Annotated in this window: 17 protein-coding genes; 12 read left to right on the forward strand and 5 right to left on the reverse strand. The window is 51.3% G+C overall.

The genetic code is table 11. The features are described from left to right. Positions 1-12 precede the first annotated feature (12 nt). From ACO0LI_RS24150 to ACO0LI_RS24165, 4 genes are read right to left on the reverse strand one after another with little or no spacing between them, the layout of a single operon-like run. Positions 13-1,110 carry a FecCD family ABC transporter permease gene (locus ACO0LI_RS24150; protein WP_423035861.1) on the reverse strand — a complete coding sequence of 366 codons (1,098 nt, stop codon included), beginning with the start codon at positions 1,108-1,110 and terminating at the stop codon, positions 13-15. Further along, complete coding sequence (locus tag ACO0LI_RS24155; RefSeq protein ID WP_423035863.1) at positions 1,107-2,042, reverse strand: heme/hemin ABC transporter substrate-binding protein; 936 nt, start codon at positions 2,040-2,042, stop codon at positions 1,107-1,109. Before ACO0LI_RS24155 ends, ACO0LI_RS24150 begins: the two co-directional genes overlap by 4 nt. Next, positions 2,030-3,142 carry a hemin-degrading factor gene (locus ACO0LI_RS24160; RefSeq protein ID WP_423035865.1) on the reverse strand — a complete coding sequence of 371 codons (1,113 nt, stop codon included), beginning with the start codon at positions 3,140-3,142 and terminating at the stop codon, positions 2,030-2,032. The genes ACO0LI_RS24155 and ACO0LI_RS24160 overlap by 13 nt, the downstream gene beginning before the upstream one ends. A 12-nt stretch (positions 3,143-3,154) precedes the next feature. After that, on the reverse strand, positions 3,155-5,353 hold the full coding sequence (locus ACO0LI_RS24165) for a TonB-dependent hemoglobin/transferrin/lactoferrin family receptor (protein ID WP_423035867.1): 2,199 nt from the start codon (positions 5,351-5,353) through the stop codon (positions 3,155-3,157). A 371-nt stretch (positions 5,354-5,724) separates the two neighbouring features. Between ACO0LI_RS24165 and ACO0LI_RS24170 the strand changes: the two genes are divergently transcribed. Then, entirely contained in the window at positions 5,725-6,180 is a 456-nt protein-coding gene (locus tag ACO0LI_RS24170) for a hypothetical protein (protein WP_423035869.1), read from the forward strand. Positions 6,181-6,484: 304 nt separating this feature from the next. Here ACO0LI_RS24170 and ACO0LI_RS24175 read toward each other — a convergent pair whose 3' ends face one another. Next, the gene (locus tag ACO0LI_RS24175; RefSeq protein ID WP_423035871.1) at positions 6,485-10,033 is read right to left on the reverse strand and encodes a CHASE domain-containing protein; all 3,549 of its coding nucleotides are present in this window, start codon (positions 10,031-10,033) and stop codon (positions 6,485-6,487) included. Between the two features lie 1,105 nt (positions 10,034-11,138). Between ACO0LI_RS24175 and ACO0LI_RS24180 the strand changes: the two genes are divergently transcribed. From ACO0LI_RS24180 to ACO0LI_RS24230, 11 genes are all read left to right on the forward strand, one after another. Continuing rightward, the gene (locus ACO0LI_RS24180; protein WP_422953812.1) at positions 11,139-11,459 is read left to right on the forward strand and encodes a hypothetical protein; all 321 of its coding nucleotides are present in this window, start codon (positions 11,139-11,141) and stop codon (positions 11,457-11,459) included. Further along, positions 11,449-12,696, forward strand: a complete 1,248-nt coding sequence (locus ACO0LI_RS24185; RefSeq protein WP_423035873.1) for a PBSX family phage terminase large subunit — start codon at positions 11,449-11,451, stop codon at positions 12,694-12,696. Before ACO0LI_RS24180 ends, ACO0LI_RS24185 begins: the two co-directional genes overlap by 11 nt. Positions 12,697-12,704: 8 nt before the next feature. Next, positions 12,705-15,083, forward strand: coding sequence for a portal protein (locus ACO0LI_RS24190; protein ID WP_423035875.1), 2,379 nt, complete (start codon positions 12,705-12,707; stop codon positions 15,081-15,083). Next, positions 15,070-15,351: a hypothetical protein gene (locus tag ACO0LI_RS24195; protein ID WP_110256864.1), complete on the forward strand. Its 282-nt coding sequence runs from the start codon at positions 15,070-15,072 to the stop codon at positions 15,349-15,351. The genes ACO0LI_RS24190 and ACO0LI_RS24195 overlap by 14 nt, the downstream gene beginning before the upstream one ends. Continuing rightward, positions 15,348-15,509: a hypothetical protein gene (locus tag ACO0LI_RS24200; protein WP_422953808.1), complete on the forward strand. Its 162-nt coding sequence runs from the start codon at positions 15,348-15,350 to the stop codon at positions 15,507-15,509. The genes ACO0LI_RS24195 and ACO0LI_RS24200 overlap by 4 nt, the downstream gene beginning before the upstream one ends. 114 nt (positions 15,510-15,623) lie before the next feature. Then, positions 15,624-16,604, forward strand: a complete 981-nt coding sequence (locus ACO0LI_RS24205) for a hypothetical protein (protein ID WP_422953807.1) — start codon at positions 15,624-15,626, stop codon at positions 16,602-16,604. A gap of 24 nt (positions 16,605-16,628) precedes the next feature. Then, positions 16,629-17,552 carry a DUF5309 domain-containing protein gene (locus tag ACO0LI_RS24210; RefSeq protein ID WP_110256865.1) on the forward strand — a complete coding sequence of 308 codons (924 nt, stop codon included), beginning with the start codon at positions 16,629-16,631 and terminating at the stop codon, positions 17,550-17,552. Between the two features lie 115 nt (positions 17,553-17,667). Continuing rightward, positions 17,668-17,973, forward strand: a complete 306-nt coding sequence (locus ACO0LI_RS24215; RefSeq protein WP_162042374.1) for a hypothetical protein — start codon at positions 17,668-17,670, stop codon at positions 17,971-17,973. Then, positions 17,973-18,257, forward strand: coding sequence for a hypothetical protein (locus ACO0LI_RS24220; RefSeq protein ID WP_162059863.1), 285 nt, complete (start codon positions 17,973-17,975; stop codon positions 18,255-18,257). Before ACO0LI_RS24215 ends, ACO0LI_RS24220 begins: the two co-directional genes overlap by 1 nt. Further along, on the forward strand, positions 18,254-18,862 hold the full coding sequence (locus ACO0LI_RS24225; RefSeq protein ID WP_422953805.1) for a phage adaptor protein: 609 nt from the start codon (positions 18,254-18,256) through the stop codon (positions 18,860-18,862). Before ACO0LI_RS24220 ends, ACO0LI_RS24225 begins: the two co-directional genes overlap by 4 nt. Continuing rightward, a complete protein-coding gene (locus ACO0LI_RS24230; protein ID WP_422953804.1) occupies positions 18,862-19,641 on the forward strand; it encodes a hypothetical protein in 780 nt (259 codons plus the stop codon). Before ACO0LI_RS24225 ends, ACO0LI_RS24230 begins: the two co-directional genes overlap by 1 nt. Position 19,642: the final 1 nt, after the last annotated feature.

Raw genomic sequence — 19,642 nt, forward strand, 5'->3', positions numbered from 1 at the left:
CATACAGGCGATTCAGGCTAAACGACCACGTGCATTACGCAGCAGGATCAGGAAGAAAGGGCTGCCCAGCAGGGCCGTGAAAATACCCACTGGTACTTCAGCCGGGATGGCGATGCAGCGTGCCACGGTGTCAGCCAGTAGCAAGAGCAAACCACCCATAAGCATGGAACGTGGTATCACCTGTCTTTGATCTGGCCCACCCATGGTGCGCACCAGATGCGGGGCGACCAGGCTGATGAAGCCTATCATGCCGCACCAGGCTACTGCAAACCCGGTCAGTACAGCGACCAGGACAATGACCTGGGTGCGCAGGCGGCGTACATCGATGCCGACATGGGCAGCCGCAGCTTCGCCCAGGGCCAGGGCATTCATGGCGCTGATCATGCGCCTGACCCACCACCAGGCTGGCAACAGCAGCGTCAATAGCAAGCCAGCAGCCAGCCAGCTGGCACCTGCCAGAGAACCCAGGGTCCAGAAACTCAGGTTACGTAATTGCTCGTCCGTTGCCAGGTAAGTACACAGGCCCAGCACGGCAGCGCTCAGGGCATTCAAAGCAATACCTGTCAAGAGCAGGCCAACGATAGAGCCAGGTGAAATCCAGCGCGCCACACGATCAAGTGCAAAGCAAACCAGCAGCGCCCCGCTGAACGCGGTGACAGGCAAGATCCACATACGCCAGGACATGGGGATAGGCAAGTGCATGCCTGACAAGACAACGATACTCAAACCCGCAGCCGCAGCTGCACCGGCAGTAATGCCCAGCAAATTGGGATCTGCCAGTGGATTGCGGAACAAGCCTTGCGTCAATGCGCCTGACATGCCGAGTGCTGCACCCACCAGTACGGCAAACAGGGCTCGTGGCAGGCGGATATTCCACAAGACGTAGCTGCTGCCAGTTAGCGTCTGGTCGTCGCTGAAGTCTAGCAGGGTCAGCCAGTCTTGCAATTTGACAGGCACGGCACCGAATTGCACACTCAGTAGTAAAGCGGCAAGCAGGGAGATACCCAGCACCAGCAGCAGGCCAGGCCTGCCGCCTTGCAGAAGCTTTGCCTGCAAACCTTGGTGTAAACCTTTTCGCAATTCACCAGACACGGCTACTGACGCTTTCATGCCTGCATGGCCTTGATGATGGCGCTATCCAGCTGGCTGATCGCCGATGGCAGACGTGGCCCAAAGCCCAGCATGAGCATGGCTTCTTGTGACAGCACGCGGCGCTTGCGGCCTGCCGGTGTTTGTTCCACACCAGGCAATTTCAGCACAGACTCTATGCCGCCTGAGGCTTTGAGGCCCTGGTCAGTCACGAGGATGATGTCGGGCTGGGCAGCGATCATGGCTTCTGGTGTCAAAGGCTTGTAGCCACTGAAGCCGTTGCCACCATTGGCCGTAGTCAGGGCATTGCTGGCACCTGCATATTCAAGCACGGCATGGGCGGCGGTTTCACGACCTGCCACCATGATCTGGTTAGGTGCATGGGCGAGGATGAAAACAACTTTTGGTGCCTTGCCTTTGCGTTGCTCTATCGGTGTGCGGACCTTGGTCCATTCCTGCTGCAGGCTTTGCATCAGGGTAGCTGCCTGGGCTTGTGTACCAGTCAGTTCACCAATCTGCTTGATGCGGTCGAGCACGCCTTCAAACTTGTGATGTGCAGGCAAGACAGCCAGCGGTATGCCTGAGGATGTCAACTGGCGTATCACGGCAGGTGGGCCTGCATCTTCGCTGGCGATGATTTGCGTTGGTGCCAGGGCCAGTACACCTTCTGCCGACAGGGCACGCGCATAACCGACGTTAGGCAGTTTTTGCACGCTCTCAGGGAAGTTGGAGGTGGTATCGACGGCGACGAGGTCATTGCTGGCATTGAGGGCGAAGATGATCTCGGTGATTGCTCCGCCTACGCTGATGATGCGCTGTTTGCCTTTGCCAGTTGCGGCTTGGGCAAAGGATGGCAACAGGCTGGAGGAAGCCAAACCCGCTAATCCTGCCAGTTGCATCAAAGCCTGCCTGCGCAGGCGATTGTGCTGGGTTTGTGGGTTTATGCTGCGCATGTCTGGCTTTCTGACAAGAGGTTGTCGATCAGTGCGCGCCATTCGCAGAGTTCTGGCTTGCCGGGTTTGCGTTCACCAAAGAACATGGCGATGGTTTCGCCGTCGGCATCAAACAATTCCAGTGAAGTGACGAGGCCATCCGTGGTTGGTTTTTTGACGACCCATGCACTGGCGATATGGTCTTCACGCAGATGCAGGTTGAAGCGTGGGTCAAGCACATTCACCCATGGGCCCATTTTGGCAATCTTGCTGACCGGGCCGGAGTGGATTTGTATCATGCCGGCATTGCCGGTAAATACCATGATAGGCACGGCTTCGGCAGCGGCTGCCTGCAACAGGTCCTGGCAGCTACTGACATCAATTTGCTGGACAAACTGGGCATCAGCCACGCGCAATGCCTGGGTACGTGTCACGGCAAATTTTTTCATGAGGCCGAAGAACTCATGAGTATCACGCAAGGATGCCCATGCCTGACGGAAGCCAGTGACATCGATGTCCTTGTCAGCCAGTTCCAGCAGTTTTTCTGCGGCGTCTTTTGTTTGTATGCCGGTTTGCTGTTCAACAGCGGCAAAGCTGGCAACCAGGGCTTCATACGCTTCTACATTGCTTTGTGGCTTGATGAAGATCTTGTGGATGGCAGTGCCGGTAGCATCATAGAATTGCAGGCTTTTTTGCTCGCTGCGCTCTTCAGCACTTCCTGTTTGCTCTGTCACGGCAAAGCCAAATGCCCATTGCTGATAAAAAATCCGCAAATCGATTTCACCTGCCAGCACCAGGCCGACATGGTGGTTGTGGCTGATTTTACTGTAGGTGCCAGTTTTTTCATGGACGCAGGAGGGATTGCGCGTCAGGGCCATGACTTCGCCCAGGCTTTCTACCGCGGCGATAATTTCTGGCCATTCTGCACGCAGGCAGGTGGCGCGCAGCAGGCTGTTGCTTTCTATGGCTGCTGTGCCTGCGTGGGCGGCGATCAGTTCGCCTTCACTGATCTCCAGGGTTTCGGCGATGTCACGATGTCTGGCTTTTTTCTCGCGGCGCATGCTGGCGAATTCTTCACGTACTTTAGCATTTTGCTGCGGGTTCAAATGTTGGGCTGGCATGACGATTCCTTCTTAAAAGTCGTAACGAACTGATACCTGGGCATTCCGGCCAGGGGCGGTGTAAGCATCTTTGACGTTGGTGTTGTCAGCCAGGCCGCGTACATCAGACCAGGCCCAGTATTTGGTATCAAAGACATTGTTGAGGTTGGCATTGACTGTCAGGTTTTGCATGGGTTTCCAGTACACACCAAGGTCAACGACGTGGTAAGAACCTGGTGCAAACTGTGTTGTCGCTGCTGGTGCGATTCTGTCGAGCTGCTTGCCTTGATGATGCTGGAATTGTGCACGCGCCCCCCAGGCTGCTGTGTCATAGCGTACGCCTGCCAGGAATTTCATCGGGTTGATCGTATCGAGCGGTGTTTTTACGCCAGCAACTTCGCTGTCGCCTTTGGTGTAGGAGACACCGGCGGTGGCTTGCCAGTTACTGTCGATTTGCAATTCTGCACGGGCTTCTGCACCACGGATCTGCGCCTTGGCCAGATTGATGTACTGGAATACCAGTGGGTCAACTGCAGTGCCTGTGCCACGTACGACTTGCTGGCTGATGAAGTCTTTGTAGCTATTGTCAAATGCAGCGAAGGAATAACGCAAACCCTGTATCTTGCCACGGAAGCCAATCTCAAAACTGTCAGCACGTTCTGCTTTCAGTTGTGAATTGCCTACGCTGGTGTAGCCGGATGCCAGGTTGGTGAAACCATTGTTGACCTGGTCAGGAGTAGGTGCACGGAAGCCCTTGGCGAATTGTGCATAAGGTGCAAAGGCAGCGTCGAGTTGCCATACCAGACCCAGGCGTGGTGTGACTGCACTGTCAGACAAGGTGGCGACTGCGCCACCTGTGTAACCTGCACTGGATGGAGCGAGTTTGTAATGGTCATAACGCAGGCTGGGAATGATGCTCAGCTTGCCTGCTTCGATTTCATCCTGGATGAAGGCACCGGTGACTGTGTAAGTCGTATCAGGGAAAGGCTTGGCCGGGAAAGTTTCACCAAATGGTGCTACCGTGCCATCGCGCAGGCCTGTGACTTCAGTGCGGTTCCAGTCAAAGCCATAGCTGAGTTTTTGTTCAACAGCACCGGAGAAATTGCTTTCCATGATGTTGGACAAGCCGACGATCTTGGTGTTGTAGTGATTGTCGCGGGTGCGGTCAGCGGCGGTGTTCCGGTCTTCGGCAGAGTATTGGCTGACCTTGGCATCTTGCCAGTACAGGCGTGTCTCGGCATTGTGCAACCAGCTGGAATTCAGGTTTTTATAGCGGTGTGCCAGGTTGAGTTTATTGCGTTCTACCTTGTCGCGTGTATCCAGGTCCAGGGTGCTGGTGGATGCCAGTGGCGGCACGGCACGGGCAGAATAAACATCGGTATCCTGCGTACGTTTTTGTGCTTCTACGCTGGCTTCGATTTGCTGGTTGCCATCGATTTTGAAGATTGCTTTACCCAGCAGGTATTGGGCATTGAAATCAACTGGATTTGGTTTGGTGCGGTTGACGTTTTTTGCGCCATTGTCTGCACGGTTTTCTGTTTCATGGCCACGGCGGTCGCTGACCAGCAGCAAACCTTGCCAGCTACCATTGTCGCCAGCGATGGCGGCAGTATTGCGCCATGAGCGGTCCACAGTAGAATAGCCAGAGCGCACGAAGCCGCCAAAAGACTGGCCCTTTTTAAGCAGATCAGACGGGTCAAGCGTACGGAAGCTGACTGCACCCGCCAGACCATCGCTACCAAACTGTGTGGAGGTAGGACCACGTAAAATCTCTACTGCCTTGATGCCATCAAGTTCAAGAAAATCACCACGACCTGTCGCAAATGCGCCAAATGAAAAACTACCCGGTACACGCATGCCATCCACCAGCATCAGGACCTGGTTACCTTCCAGACCGCGGATATTGATACCTTCATTGCCAGCGCGGCCAGTAGAGCTGCCAGCCGCCGTAAAACGGGTAGGGGCGGCGCGCACGCTGATATCGAGTTCATTGCGGAACAGGTCCTTGATGTCGCGCCCACCTTCTTGTTCTATCCTGGCAGCAGGGATGACGGTGACGGTATTGGGCACGCTATCGACTGTCCTGGCGGTACGCGTAGAGGTGACAGTAATATCTTTGAGGGTAGTTGCTTCTGTTGGTGGGACTGGGCCTGGAGTTTGTGCAAAAATAGTTGCCGGAGCCATGCCCCATGTCATACCCAGCGCCAGGGCGATTTGCGTCTTGCTTAGCATCGTGTTTCCTAATAATTAGAAAAATTGAACACTGGCTAGCGGCGACTGGCTTGTGCGTATCATGGTCAACTCCATAGCCCGCACGGACATTGCACCGTGCTTGAGGCTGGGAGCATCGTAAAAAGGGGAGTTTTTACGACTAATATATTTTAATCGAGTTTATTATAAATGAGAATCATTCTCAGTCGCAAGTGCATTTGAAGTTTTCTTTGTTGGTTTTTTTCTAGATTCTGCTGCGCTCTTTTGCCTCTGCCTGATATGACCCTCTTATTACGTTGGCAAAGCGATATAGAATCTAAGCATACTCAAGCTACTGAGTCTCCATGCAATGAATCCCTATTAACTGCAATTTATAAGCTCAGGACCCAATAATGTTTTGGTTCAAGTTCCGCAAGACGCCGATAGTGAGTGCATTTGTTTTATTTGATGGTTTTTATGCATCTGGTGCTCAAGAATGGGAGGAGTGGCATGCTGGTGTGCGCATGCATGGTGTTCGTTTTCATTACATGCGCTACTACGCCAATGGCGATTGGATTAGCTGTTACCGCGATCACCCGTTTGATTTCTGGGCTTTCACAGAAACTGTTACCGACGATCTCTGGGCACTTGCTAAGCGTGGTCGTGCACCGCATGTTGGAGACTATGATCCAAGTTGCTCCGCTGGCACATTCAAGGTAGAAAAAGACATTTTGATTGAATCATTTTCTCCAGATATGTTTGGCGGTCGCACTCAAAATTGGAACAGGAGGATTGCGGAACGAAAATTAGTTAGCGTCAACGATGGGAAAAAAACTTTCATACTTGAGTTCTCACCGCAACCTGATTAGGCAGGTGAGTATCAGCGATATCATGTCGAATCACTGTGTCATTTTTGACTGTCACCAGGTGCTGACACTTTTATATTGATAATGTTGCTTGATAGTCGGTACGTGAGTAAATAATAAGCTCGGTGTGCTTATTTGTTCTGACCAGAACAGTGACGTCAGCAGGAGCAACTTTTGTACGAGTTGGAACACCTTGCTGCTGGCGATGCAGTAGCCACAGTTGCCGATACCTTGGGTTATGCAACGCCTTGTAAATTTATTGCGATGCTCAAGCCTTATTTGGGGCAGCCGTCGGGGCGATATTTTTTCAGGCTAGATTTACTTTTTGTCGACTTGCAGCTTCGATATCAACGGGCAGGGTAAAGAAAAATTCACTACCTTGGCCGATGACGCTGGTAAAACCAATTTGCCCGCCATGGTGTTCGACGATGGCTTTGGAAATACTCAGGCCCAGACCAGTGCCGCTTTTTTTGTTGAAGTCGGACGATATTGCTTGAGCAAATTTTTGGAAAATGCGCTCACGGAATTCGTCGGCTATGCCTATGCCCTGGTCGATGATGGCGACGCGCATATGACCTGATTGGTATGTCAGCAGCACATCGACAGTGGCACCTTGAGGGGAAAACTTGGCGGCATTCGAGAGAAGGTTGATGAGGACCTGGGTGATACGGTCTGTGTCTATCCTGACGATGTCGTCTTTGATTTCTGTCTGCAGCCTGAGATTGACCTGGTGCTGTTCTGCATAAGAAACCGTGGCAGCAATGGCTTGCTCCAGCACAGGAATCAAATGTACCTGGGCGAAATTGAATTCCATCTTGCCCGATTCAATTTTTTCTACATCGAGAATGTCATTGATCATCCTGACCAGACGTTGGCAATTCTTGGTGGCGATGTCAAGGATTTTTTCTGCACTCTCTGGCATTTTACCGAGTGCGCCGCCCATCAGCAAACCCAGTGCGCCGCGTATGGAGGTCAGTGGGGTGCGCAATTCGTGCGAGACGGTAGAGATGAATTCATTTTTCATGATCTCGACTTTTTTGCGCTCGGTGATGTCGTAGGCAATATTGAGGAAACCGGATATCTCTCCCTCGCTGTCTTTGAGAGCGGTGACTGAGAGCATGACGGGCAGGTGGCTACCGTCTTTACGCTTGTATGTCCATTCGCTTTCATCGGCCATGCCATGTAAGGCGCGCAGGGCAAATACAGCAAACCCGGCGGTTACGGGAGTATCAAATTCCTGACTGAGCCTGGCGGCGCGGCTGTTTAGTTCGGCAGCTTCATGCAGGCACAGCGGGGTTTGCAGGCCTATCATTTCTGCTGCTGTGTAGCCGAGCATGAGTTCTGCGCCCTTGCTCCAGACTTGTATGAGGCCAGCAGTGTCAGTGGCAATGATAGAGAAATTGGCGCTGTCGAGTATGGCGTTTTGCAGGGCTGTGGTGGCGGCCAACTGGGAGTTCAGGGCAAGAATGGCTTCTTCTGACTGTTTGCGCTGGCTGATGTCGGTACCGACCGTGCAGACACCATAAATTTCACCCGACTCATTGCGCAAGGGAGTGAGCATGAGGATGTGGGTAGTGTTGATGCCACCAGCAGTGACAGCGACTTCTGTGCGGTATGTGGTTCCCTGCCTGACGACTTCTTCTGACAGGCGCATGTATTGCTCTGCCTTGTCGCGCGAGAACAGATAATAGACGCTGGTGCCGATCAGGCTGGTGATGTTGGCAGGCTTGAAGAGCCTGTCATATTCTTTGTTGGCATAAAGGTAGTTGCCATTTTTGTCGCGCAGGCAGACTGCTGAAGCGGTACTGTCCATGACTGCCTGGAGCAGCATGAGGTTTTCATATTGGGCTACTTCATCTTTTTTGCGTTGGGTGATGTCGGTACCTACGCCACAGGCACCAAAGACTTCGCCATCGGCATTGATGAGCGGGGAGCGCACGACCAGGTAGGTGTGCATGCCGTCTTTTTGCTGCACCATTGCTTCAGTACGCAAAGCTGTCTTGGTGGCGATGACGGTTTGTTCGGCGCTGCGGTATTTTCTGGCGAGATCAGGCGGAAAAACGTCTTCTATGGTCTGGCCTATCAATTGCTCGCGCATCATCTGGAAAACAGTTTCATATTCCTTGTTGATGTAGAGGTAGCGGCCATCAAGGTCGCGCACATGGATATAGGATTCGGTCCCTTCCATGACGGTTTGCAAGAGCAGGCCACTGCGTATTAACTCTTCTTTGCTGGCCTCCAGCTCCAGCGTGCGTTGTGTGACCTTATGTTCGATATGATAGGCATTGCCGCTGACGACCAGTAGATACACGCTGACAAGGCTGGTAAAGAACAGGCCGCCTATCAGGGTGGCCCAGGCTGACCAGGAGTGGTGCAGTTGCCAGTAGGCGGGAGAAGGTTGGGCGCTGAATTCAAATTCATGGTCGCCGAACAGGATGATGCTGCGAAATGATGTGCTTGTCTGATTCTTTTCCAGAGTGTCATAGACATCGCCCTTGCCGGTGGCGCTGTTGAGGTCGCGCAGGCGGAACTGAATCTGCTCGCGTATATCCTCGCTGAATACATGCCGTATCAGGTCATCTACCTGCAAGACGCTGAGCACAACGCCGCGAAATGCCGCACGTCTTTGTTCCATCGTGGAGATGGGCAGATGGCGGGTATACACAGGTGCAAAAATCAGGCTGCCAGTGACATTTTTTGCCCTGTCTGTATTGATGATGCTGACTGGGGGGCTGGTACTCATTTGGCCGGTGTCGCGTGCTCTTTCTATGGCGACCCGTCGGCCTGGTTCAGAAAACAGGTCAAAACCAAGGGCCGGTTTGTTGGCCAGGTAAGGTTCGACAAATTCAACAGGCAGATAAAATTCACGCGCACTGGCAGGTGCGAGCGGCCCTTGATCGCTGCGTTGTTTGATAATGAAGGAGGTATCGCTTTCTTTTCTCAGCCTGGTCTCAAAACTTGCTCTGTCGCTGTGCATGACCAGAGGGGCCCAATCGACTGCGATGATAGTGCTTTCTCTTTGCAGTGTTGAGCCAACAAAGCTTTGGAAATCTGTTCTGGAGACATGATCGGTGCTGGCAAAGAAGCGTTCCAGATTGCGCAGTAATTCACTCTGCAAATCGAAGCGTTGCTGTATGGCTTGTACCATGCGGCCGGCCTCGGTGTCGAATTCCTGTTTTTGCCGGTCGGATTCTGATTCGCGTACATACAGAAAGACAGAGACAACGACCGATAGTGTCAGCAACAAAGGCACGCCTACATTAAGACCGCGCGACTTCCAGATAGTGCGCGGATGGCCCGCCAGTATCATCACCAATGGGGCGACAATGAGAACGCCAAGAATGTCGCCGACCCACCATGTAAGCCAGTTGCCAAACATGTCTGCGACTGGCAGCAGACCCAGGGTGAACAGGGAAAAGATGCCGACACTGGCATTGACGAGACAACCAACTGGTCCAGCCAGCAACAGGAAGAGGGCAACGTGGCGTTCGTCATCAAGCGCAGCGGGATAGCCAACAAAGCGTTTCAGCAGATAAACGCTACTCATGGCCTGCAGCATGGCGCCAGCGGCAACCAGCAGGGCCAGGCCGCTATTTGTAAGCGTTAATTGCCCCTGGCTTTCCCAGCCTATCCACAGATTGAAGATGCATGAACCCAGCGCTACGCCAGGCAGCAGACGGTATCCCCCCGTTAACACGGCAATCACTGCCACGCCCGCCGGTGGGAAGACGGCAATGGCATAGCCGGGAGGAATCGCGAGCAGCAGGGCGATACGTCCAAACAGGATATAGACGAAGGCCAGTAGCAGATTCCTCACGAGCAGAGAGGAGACATTGTTCAAGGACGATGTGGGCAAAATACCTGGCTCCCCATGGTGAACACCTCACAGCGAAAAATTTGCTTTGAATAATTATATGACCGAAAGCAAGTCATTGTGATTTTATTCATCTGAACGAATTTGCGCTTTGTCTGCGTGCTTGCTTGTGTGCCCAATCAGGTTTGGTTCCTTGCGTCACCAGTTGTTTTTATAGAGAGAATAGGCATGAAAAATAAACTTAAGAAAAATTTGTACTGATTAAATAATCAGTGTATAGTGTTGTTCAGGGAGAGTTGCGCACTATTGCCTTACTGTAGTATCCCTCAGATAAAAACAACGGACCCTGCTTTGTGAAAAGTGGGGTTTTTTGTTTTTAAAGTCTTGTTTTTATTGATTATTTTATTTTTGTTAATGCGTGTGCCGGGCTGAATTCAGATGTTGTTTTCTTGCTGCGTTTGCGTAATTTAATTTAATAAGAAAAATTTGCACTGATTAAATAATCAGTATATAGTGTTGTTCAGGGCGAGCTGCGTCCTGTTGCCATATTGTTGTATCCCTCAGATAAAAACCACGAACCCTGCTTTGAAAAAAGCGGGGTTTTTGGTTTTGAGTTGACGGATTTTTCTTAAACTTTTGCGCTGTGTTTTCAGAGAGTTTTTCTGTGAATGCTTGAGCTTAAGAAAAATTTGCACTGATTATACAATCAGTATATAGTTCTATTCAGGACGATTTGCGTCCTGAAGAATTTGATTTGTTAGAGTTGATCTGGCCCCGCTACTGTAAAGCAGCGGGGCTTTTTGTTTTCTGCGTTTTGTTCACGAATTTTTGTTCGCAAATTTTGCTGATGAATCTTGTTGACGATTGCAGAAAATTGACAGAATCGCGCCGTACGACATGCTTGTGCTGGCGCACATGCTTTTACCTGTTTGTGATTGCAAGCGTATCACCCTATCACATAGTGCTGACCATACTGAACGCGAAGCAGCAGACAGGTAAATCTTTTTGGGCGTTGATGGGAATCATGGGAATGTGCGCCTGCAATTGCAGTCTATGCAGACTGTGCAGTTGCGCTGCCCATGATTCCCGGACGGGCCAATGCCGATAACCCTGGAGCAGGACAAGCCGCAAGGCATCCTGAAAATAAATGAGTGAAAGCAAAATTGTGAGGGCTGCTGTTGCATCTGAGGTGACGGCCAAGCCTGCTGCCAAGACACGCGGGCGACCAAAGAAAGCAGTCAGTCAATCTACATTGACTGTCAGGGATGCGATTGCCAAAGCGGGTGAAGAACTGGGCGGCGCTTTGCGCCTGGCGCAATGGGCAAGGGAAGACCCGACCAATGAAAAAGCCTTTTGGACAGTGTTGTATCTGAAGATTTTACCCCTGCAAGTGAATGGTGCAGGTGAAAACGGCGAACATCTGATTAGCGATATCGCCATCAAACTGGTCAAGCCGAATGCAGATTGAATGTGAGTTTCCTGAAAAACTGGAATTTCTATTCCAGCCAGCGCGTTACAAGGTGGCGCGTGGTGGGCGCGGCAGTGGCAAGTCCTGGGGCTTTGCCCGCGCCTTGTTGTTGCTGGGTGTTCAGAATGTGGAGCGGATTTTATGCGCACGTGAGTTGCAGAAGTCGATCAAGCAATCTGTGCACCAACTCTTGCGTGACCAGATTGCAGCGCTAGGCTTGAGTCATTTCTACCAAGTGTATGAATCAGAAATTCGCGGCATGAATGGCACGCGTTTTTATTTCAGTGGTTTGTCTGACCAGACGGCTGACAGTATCAAGTCTTTTGAAGGTTGCACCAAGGTGTGGATAGAAGAAGGCCAGAGTGTGTCAGACAGGTCATGGAGTATTTTGATACCGACAATACGCACAGCAGGCTCAGAAATCTGGGTGACTTATAACCCGGAGCTGGAAACTGATCCTACCCATCAGCGTTTTGTCGCAAGACCACCGCATGATTGTGTCTCTATCTTGATGAACTGGCGTGATAACCCCTGGTTCCCTGAGGTGCTGGAAAGAGAAAGACAAACCTGCATGCAGCGCGAGCCTGAAGCTTATAAAAATATCTGGGATGGTGAATGCAAACCGGCAGTCAGTGGCGCGATTTATTACCACGAAGTGGCTGGCGCACAGGGCAGGATTTGTCATGTGCCGTATGACCCCCTGCTGAAAGTGCATGTGGTGGTTGATCTGGGTTGGAATGATGCGATGGCGATCAGCCTGGTGCAAAGACAAAGTTCGGAATTGCGGGTAATTGAATATCTGGAAGACAGCCATCAGACGCTGGATTATTACTCGGCCTTGTTGAAACAAAAGAATATGAACTGGGGGAAATTATTTTTACCTCACGATGGTCGCAACAAGGACTTCAAAACCGGCAAGAGCGCGGAAGAAATCATGACAGCCCTGGGCTGGGATGTGGCGATCACGCCGAGCATGAGTGTGGAAGATGGCATACGCCTGACGCGCATGACATTTGGACGCCTGTGGTTTGATGCGGACAAAACTGCGCGCCTGATTGAATGCGTAAAGCGTTATCGCCGTGTGATTAATCAAAGCACAAATGAAGCTGGCGCGCCCTTACATGATGAGTTCAGCCATGGTGCAGACAACCTGCGCTATATCTGCATCAATGCAGAGGCGATGTCGAACGAAGAATGGGGCGGTAAACTGACTTACCCTAAATTTACTTATGCATAGAGGATGGAATGGCTAAAGCTTTATCTCAAGACGAATTGAAAGCACTGGTGCAGACAGAAATGCGCCAGAGCCTGGGTTATTCATCTTCGCGTTTGTCACAAGCGAGGCAAAAGGCGGAATATTATTATCTGGGTCTGGCGGTGGGTGATTTGTCGCCACCAGAAGTGGATGGCCGTTCGTCGGTAGTATCTACCGATGTCCGTGACACCATAGAGTCTATGTTGCCGCAATTGATGCTGACGTTTTGCGGTGGCGATTCGATTGTCGAGTTTGAACCGCAAAACCCGGACGATGAAGCCAGGGCCAAGGCTGCGACGGAATACATCAATTACCTGTTCTTTAAAAAGAACAATGGTCACAAGATAGCTTATGTGTGGATGAAGGATGCCCTGTTGCAAAAAAATGGCATCGTCAAGGTGTGGTGGGATACCCGCTTTGAAGAAGCCAAGGAAGAATACAATGGTTTGAACCAGATAGAGTTGGCGCAAATTCTGGATGACCCGGAAATTGAAGTGATTGCCCAGCAGGCTTATCCGGATGAGGATGACGCCAAACAGCGACAGCAGGCAGTCGAACAGATCAACCTGCAAATCAGTCAGCAAATGCAGCAGGCGATGCAGACACCTCAAGGCCCTCAAGCACCACAGGCGAATCCTCCGCTGCCCGGCCAGCCAAATATGCCGCCAGCAAATCCGCAAGCTAATCCAGCGGTGCAACAGCTGCAAGCGCAGTTGCAGCAAATCCAGTCACAGCCACCTGAACTGTTGTATGACATTACTTGCAAGCGCGTGAAGACTGGCGGCAAGATACAAATAGACAATGTGCCACCTGAAGAATTTCTGATTGCACGCAATGCCAAGGATATACAGACAGCCAAGTTTGTCGGGCACCGAGTGCAACGGACAGTCTCTGAGCTGAAATCCATGGGTTACAAGAACGTGGACAATATCAGTGGCGAAGATCAGGGGCAAGCCTTGAATCTTGAACGTATACAGCGACTGAGCTGGAATGATGAAAATGCCTATCTGTCGGATGAGGTCACGAATGCCGACGACAGCCAACGCAAGATATGGATTACAGAAGCTTATGTACGTTGTGATTTTGACGGTGATGGCATCAGTGAATTGCGCAAGGTGACGGTAGCTGGTAATGAGTTGCTCGACAATGAAGAGGTAGATTTCATCCCCTTTGTTGATATCACGCCTGTACCATTGCCGCATACCTTCTTTGGACTGTCGATTGCCGATCTGGCGATGGAAAGCCAGAAGACCAAGACCAGCATCTTGCGCAGCCAGCTCGATAATCTGTATTTGAATGTCAATGGTCGCTATTACGCAGTTGAGGGCCAGGTGAATCTGGATGATTTGCTGACTTCACGCCCTGGCGGCGTGGTACGTATCAAGCAGCCCGGTGCGGTGGGCAGGCTGGATCAGGCACAGGGTAATACGGGTGAAGCTATGGGTTTGCTCGACTATATACAGCAAGACCTGGAAAACAAGACGGGCTGGACTCGCTATAGCCAGGGCAATGACTCTGATGGCTTGAACCAGACTGCGCAGGGCATGAATATCATCACCAACAAGGCAGATATGCGTCTGGATTTAATCTCGCGCAATTTTGCTGAAGGCTTTACAGAGTTGTTCAAGCTGGTGTTGAAATTGATATGCCAGCATCAGGACAAGAAAGCGCAAGTCAGGCTGTCAAATGGCTGGGTGGATATTGATCCGCGCGAATGGCGCAATCAGTTTGATGTGAGTATCAATGTCGGCATCGGTCTGGGTAACAAAGACCAGAAGGTGAATCATCTGATGGCCTTGCTGGCGCAGCAGGAAAAGGTTTTTCCTTTGGGGATAGCGAATCCGCAAGGGATTTATCAATCCAGTTCTGAGCTGGCGCGTTTGCTGGGATTTAAGAATGGCGACAAGTTTTTTAGCGACCCTGCTAAAAATCCACCAGCACCACCAGCACCACCACCGCCTGATCCTGTGCAAATGCAGATGCAGGCCGAGCAGCAAAAGACACAAATGCAAATGCAGGCGAGTAAAGAAAAGCACATGATGGACATGCAAATGCGCGAACGCGAATTGCAACAGGAAGCCATGCTGCGTGAGCGTGAACTGCAACTGGAAGCACAAAAGCAACTAGCGCAATCAGAGAATGATATGCAGGAGCGGCAGCATAAAGCACAACTGGATGCGCAACTGGCGCAGCAACGCATGGAGTTTGATCGCTGGAAAGCGCAGCTGGAGGCGGAAACCAGGATGATGGTTGCCCGTATTGCGGCAGAAGCGAAGATGCAGCCAAAAGCCCAACCGGATGCTTGCATGGACGGTTTAACTGCAGGGATGACAGATGGATTGACAGGAGCGAATGATGAGCACATTTGAGCAACGCGTACATGCAGCCAGCCGCGCCAGGGAAGTGCTGGAGAATGAAGCCTATCAGCAGGCATTTGCCGATATAGAAAACGAGGTCACGGAAAAATGGAAAAACTCACCAGCACGCGACGCCGAGGGACGGGAAAAACTCTGGATGTATCTGGCCATGTTGAAGAAACTCAAAAGCCAGCTCGATACAACGCTGGAAACCGGCAAGCTGGCGCAACTGGAAGTGGAACACAAGCAAGGCCTGATGCATCGTTTGAAGAATTGGTGAAGGCGGTACAGAATTTCAAGGGCTGGAAGGATTCGGTTGCCATGGCCTTTCATCCGCATCCCACGGTGGCGATGATACAGACAGCCAAGGGTTGGGTCAGGGTGGCATGTGGCGAGGCGGCATACCAACTGAATAGCGGTGAATTAATAAAAATCTAGTGTCAGGTCCGGCACACTGGATGGCCGCAGTAGCGGTTTTTCTGCCGGATAAATCTTAACGCCGCGAGGCGCCGGGAATGGGTGTAAGTCCCATTCATTGATTGGAGATGGAATATGGATAATCAGGTAACTGAACCCACAAGTAGTGCTTTAAATGTAGATGGTGCAGCGCAAGCCATGGGCGCTTTTCTTGAACCGCAGGCACATGAAAAAAGTGCCCAGGCTCTGGAGAGGGAAGTGCTGGATGATTTGAGTGGCCGGAGAGACAGGAATGATACTTTGTCTGCCGAACCCTCCGTTGAGGCCGCAGAGCCGGACTTGTATGCCGGAGATGATGAGGCTGTCACCATTGTCATAGATGGCAAGACTGTTAATTTATCGAAGGCAGAGCTGGCAGACGCCTATAAAAATGGCTTGCGTCAATCTGACTACACCAGAAAGACCATGGAAGTGGCTGAACAGCGTAAGGCTGCCGAAGCTGAAATCCATAGAGCCAGCCAGGAGCGCCAGGAGTATGCCAGCAATCTGCAAAAGATGGCAGCTCAGATCGAAGGCGCCCTGAACCAGCAACAGCAGATAGACTGGGAACATTTGCTGGACAATAATCCCGCTGAATATCTGAAACAGCAGCATCTCTATCAAAGGAGACAGGCCGCTTATCAGAAAAATATGCAGCAACAACAACGCCTGGCACATATCACCCAGGCTGAACAGGCAAACCATCTGGAGTCTGTGCTCCATACGCAGCAGGAAGAACTTCTTGCCAAGCTACCGGACTGGAAAGACAGCAGAAAGGCCGAAGCCGAAAGTAAGGCTATTCGCCAGTATTTACTGGAGCAGGGGTTTGAACATCAGTTAGTCGATAGTATCGCTGATCATAAGGCTGTACTGTTGGGGCGTAAGGCTATGCTTTACGATGCCATGATGGCCAAAGCCAACGCAGCAGCCAAGCGTGTGACGAGCATACCGCAAAAAGTAATCAGGCCGGGTGTGGGCGAATCACCCGGCGGTGATGGTCGTCAGGCTGCCATGCAGCGTCTTGCCAAATCCGGCAGAGTTGAAGACGCAGCATCCCTTTTTGCAAAATTTATTTAAGGTCGCGAGACCCCGGAGAAATCTATGACAGCACCAAGCAATACTTATGTAACGACCAGCGCAATTGGTAACAAGGAAGATCTCAGCGATATCATCTATCGCATTTCCCCCACCACTACGCCATTGATGAACATGGCGGCTAAGGCCAAAGCCAGCAATACTTTGCATGAATGGCAAACGCAGGATCTGGCCAGCGCAGTCACCACCAATGCACAGGCTGAGGGTGACAATGCCACGGCCAAGAGCGTGACGCCGACTGTGCGTTTGAGTAATCGTACTCAGATCGCATCGAAGACCGTCATCGTCTCGGGTACTCAACAAGCGATGAACCCTGCGGGTCGTAAGGATGAACTGGCTTACCAGTTGTCCATGGCTTCGCTGGAATTGAAACGTGATATGGAGTCGGCCCTTTGTCAATTGGATGTTGCTGCAACTTCCCCGCGCCAGGCACGCGGTCTGGTCGGTTGGGTAGTTGATAACGTCGATAATAATGCCGGTACTTTGGCATCTTATACAGGCAATACTGGCCGCACAGTTGGTACACCACGTGCATTTACTGAAGCGCAGTTGAAGAATGTTTTGCAGAAATGTTATAGCGCCGGTGGCGAGCCTGACACTATCATGGTCGGCCCGGCACAGAAACAGACTTTCTCTACATTTTCTGGCAATGCTACACGCTTTGATAAGTCGGAAGATGCCAAGCTGTATGCGGCGATTGATGTGTATGTATCAGACTTTGGTTCTTTGAAGGTGGTACCGAATCGCTTCCAGGCAGCGCGTGATGTGTTTGTCTTGCAGGCTGACAAACTGGCACTGGCTTACCTGCGTCCGTTCAGCACTATCGAACTGGCGACAACGGGCGATGCAGTGCAGCGCGAACTGGTGGTGGAATACACGCTGGAGTGCCGCGCACCTAAAGCGCATGGTGCGATTTACGACGTCTTGTAATTCTTGAAGTCGCATTATGTAGTCAGCATGATTTTGTGACTTCATAAAAAAGCTGGCGGGTGCAAGCCCCGCCTTTTTCAATTGAATTAAAACGCTGTGAAGCGCAGGAGGTTTTATGAATGGTGGATATATCACCGTTTCGAGTCAGACCACCGGAGTGGCAATCGCCACTTCGGGTACGTCTGCATCTGCAACTATTCCAACTATGTCCAGCGGTGAATTACCGCGCTTTATCCGTATTGCTGCGACCGCGCCAGCTTGTGTACGGCTTGGCAAATCATCCGCAACTGCCTTGAGCACAGATTTGCAGGTGCAGCCTGGTGATGCTGTCATCCTGAGTGTGAATGGCAATGACAGGATAGCGGCGATACAGGTGGCTGCTGCGGGCGTGGTGCAGGTTTCTCCGCTGGAGAACATGTAATGGCAGTCACGACCAATATCCATGTCGAAGGTGGCGATGTCACGTTTGAGCGTGTACAGGATTGCACAGCCATTGCTGAGCATACTCAAGCTCTGCACAAGGAAGGAAAGCATGGTTCGGCTGATATGCGGCATGCAGCGTCTTTCCCCATGGTGATCGTAGAAAAATATCTGAACGATAAAGGCATCAGTTTCCAGGAGTTCATGGCGGAAGCCGTGCATGTAAAGAGCATGCTGGCAGATCCGGCATTGTCTGCCTTTCGTGTCTGGGGAGGCCGGGTATGAGTGCCATCACTGACTATGCAAGTTTGCAAACAGCAGTGAGCAGTTGGTTACATCGTACTGATCTGACGCCGTTTATTGCCGATTTTATTGCTTTGGCTGAAGCCAAAATGTCTTCGGATATCGTGGCGCGGCCCATGGATATACGCAGCAATTTGTTGACGGTAGCAGGTAATGCATATGTGAACTTGCCGCTTGATATGCTTGAAATGAGAAGGTTGCTCTTGCGTAGCGACCCAGTAACAGTATTGCGTTATGCTGCCCCAGATCAACTCAGTGCTGATCACGCAAGTGCAGCGACTGGCAAACCAGTGGCATTTTCTGTGATTGGTCAGCAACTGCAGCTGGCACCTGTACCAGATGCAGCTTATCAGCTGGAACTGACGTATCAGCAGCGCATACCTGCGCTAACAACTATCAATACGACGAACTGGCTATTGACGGCTTTTCCTAATGTATATCTGTACGCTGCTTTATGTGCAGCTCAGCCATTTATTATGAACGATGCGCGCATTCCTACTTTTGAAAAACTGTATTTGCAAAGTGTGGATGCCATCAATTCCATAGACTGGTATTCAGGTTCAACCATGCAAGTGAGGGCTAAATAATGGCATTGGAAACTGCAAACTATATCAATGATCTGACGATCACGAATCCTACGGCATTTGACCCTAAATCCCAGGGCGATGATCATATCCGCATGCTTAAAACGGTATTGAAGGAATGCTTTGCTGGTTTTACTGGTGCGGTGATTGTTACTGCAGCAGAAACAGGTACTGCGGCGGCACATATCCTGAACCCTGCTACTGCCTTGCTGGCTTACACCGCAGGGCTGTTGCTGTTGTATCGGCCAGTCAATGTGGGAACGGGCACTTTGACGGTGAATGTGTCTGGTCTGGGTGCGAAACCGGTCAAGACTTTGCTGGGTGCGGATCCTACTGCCGGCGACATCGTCGCCAGTCAACCACTGCTGTTGATGTATGACGGCACAAATTTCGTCATCATTGCCGGGTCTGAGATGTTGTTGAGGACTGGGAATCAGACTTTGACAGGGAATTTGACGTTGAGTGGTAATCAAACTGTCAGTGGTTCTTTGGACGTGGGTGGCGCATTGACTGGTGCAAGTATGAATGGCAAGGCGAATAAAGCGGGAGAAAACTATGCAGGTGCACATGATTTCTCAACAGCTGTGCTGAGCGTTGCTACTCCGGTCTCAGCAATGCATGCGGTTAGCAAGCTGTATGCAGATGGATTGGTTTTTTCTGCAGTTTTACCTGGACAGAGTGTTGCGACAACAGGCCAGACCATCTTGAGTGATGGCACTACCGCTTTTTGGGGGGATGCAGGTTCCGTCGGTAGTGATTTGTATTTATATAATAATTTTTAAG

It is taken from the genome of Undibacterium sp. Tian12W, from assembly GCF_049339405.1.
GTDB lineage: Bacteria > Pseudomonadota > Gammaproteobacteria > Burkholderiales > Burkholderiaceae_D > Undibacterium.

Bases quoted from the DNA above. Each gene is read 5' to 3' on its own strand.
- ACO0LI_RS24150 (WP_423035861.1), bottom strand. From the start codon at position 1,110: ATGAAAGCGTCAGTAGCCGTGTCTGGTGAATTGCGAAAAGGTTTACAC.
- ACO0LI_RS24155 (WP_423035863.1), bottom strand. From the start codon at position 2,042: ATGCGCAGCATAAACCCACAAACCCAGCACAATCGCCTGCGCAGGCAG.
- ACO0LI_RS24160 (WP_423035865.1), bottom strand. From the start codon at position 3,142: ATGCCAGCCCAACATTTGAACCCGCAGCAAAATGCTAAAGTACGTGAA.
- ACO0LI_RS24165 (WP_423035867.1), bottom strand. From the start codon at position 5,353: ATGCTAAGCAAGACGCAAATCGCCCTGGCGCTGGGTATGACATGGGGC.
- ACO0LI_RS24170 (WP_423035869.1), top strand. From the start codon at position 5,725: ATGTTTTGGTTCAAGTTCCGCAAGACGCCGATAGTGAGTGCATTTGTT.
- ACO0LI_RS24180 (WP_422953812.1), top strand. From the start codon at position 11,139: ATGAGTGAAAGCAAAATTGTGAGGGCTGCTGTTGCATCTGAGGTGACG.
- ACO0LI_RS24185 (WP_423035873.1), top strand. From the start codon at position 11,449: ATGCAGATTGAATGTGAGTTTCCTGAAAAACTGGAATTTCTATTCCAG.
- ACO0LI_RS24190 (WP_423035875.1), top strand. From the start codon at position 12,705: ATGGCTAAAGCTTTATCTCAAGACGAATTGAAAGCACTGGTGCAGACA.
- ACO0LI_RS24195 (WP_110256864.1), top strand. From the start codon at position 15,070: ATGAGCACATTTGAGCAACGCGTACATGCAGCCAGCCGCGCCAGGGAA.
- ACO0LI_RS24205 (WP_422953807.1), top strand. From the start codon at position 15,624: ATGGATAATCAGGTAACTGAACCCACAAGTAGTGCTTTAAATGTAGAT.
- ACO0LI_RS24210 (WP_110256865.1), top strand. From the start codon at position 16,629: ATGACAGCACCAAGCAATACTTATGTAACGACCAGCGCAATTGGTAAC.
- ACO0LI_RS24215 (WP_162042374.1), top strand. From the start codon at position 17,668: ATGAATGGTGGATATATCACCGTTTCGAGTCAGACCACCGGAGTGGCA.
- ACO0LI_RS24220 (WP_162059863.1), top strand. From the start codon at position 17,973: ATGGCAGTCACGACCAATATCCATGTCGAAGGTGGCGATGTCACGTTT.
- ACO0LI_RS24225 (WP_422953805.1), top strand. From the start codon at position 18,254: ATGAGTGCCATCACTGACTATGCAAGTTTGCAAACAGCAGTGAGCAGT.
- ACO0LI_RS24230 (WP_422953804.1), top strand. From the start codon at position 18,862: ATGGCATTGGAAACTGCAAACTATATCAATGATCTGACGATCACGAAT.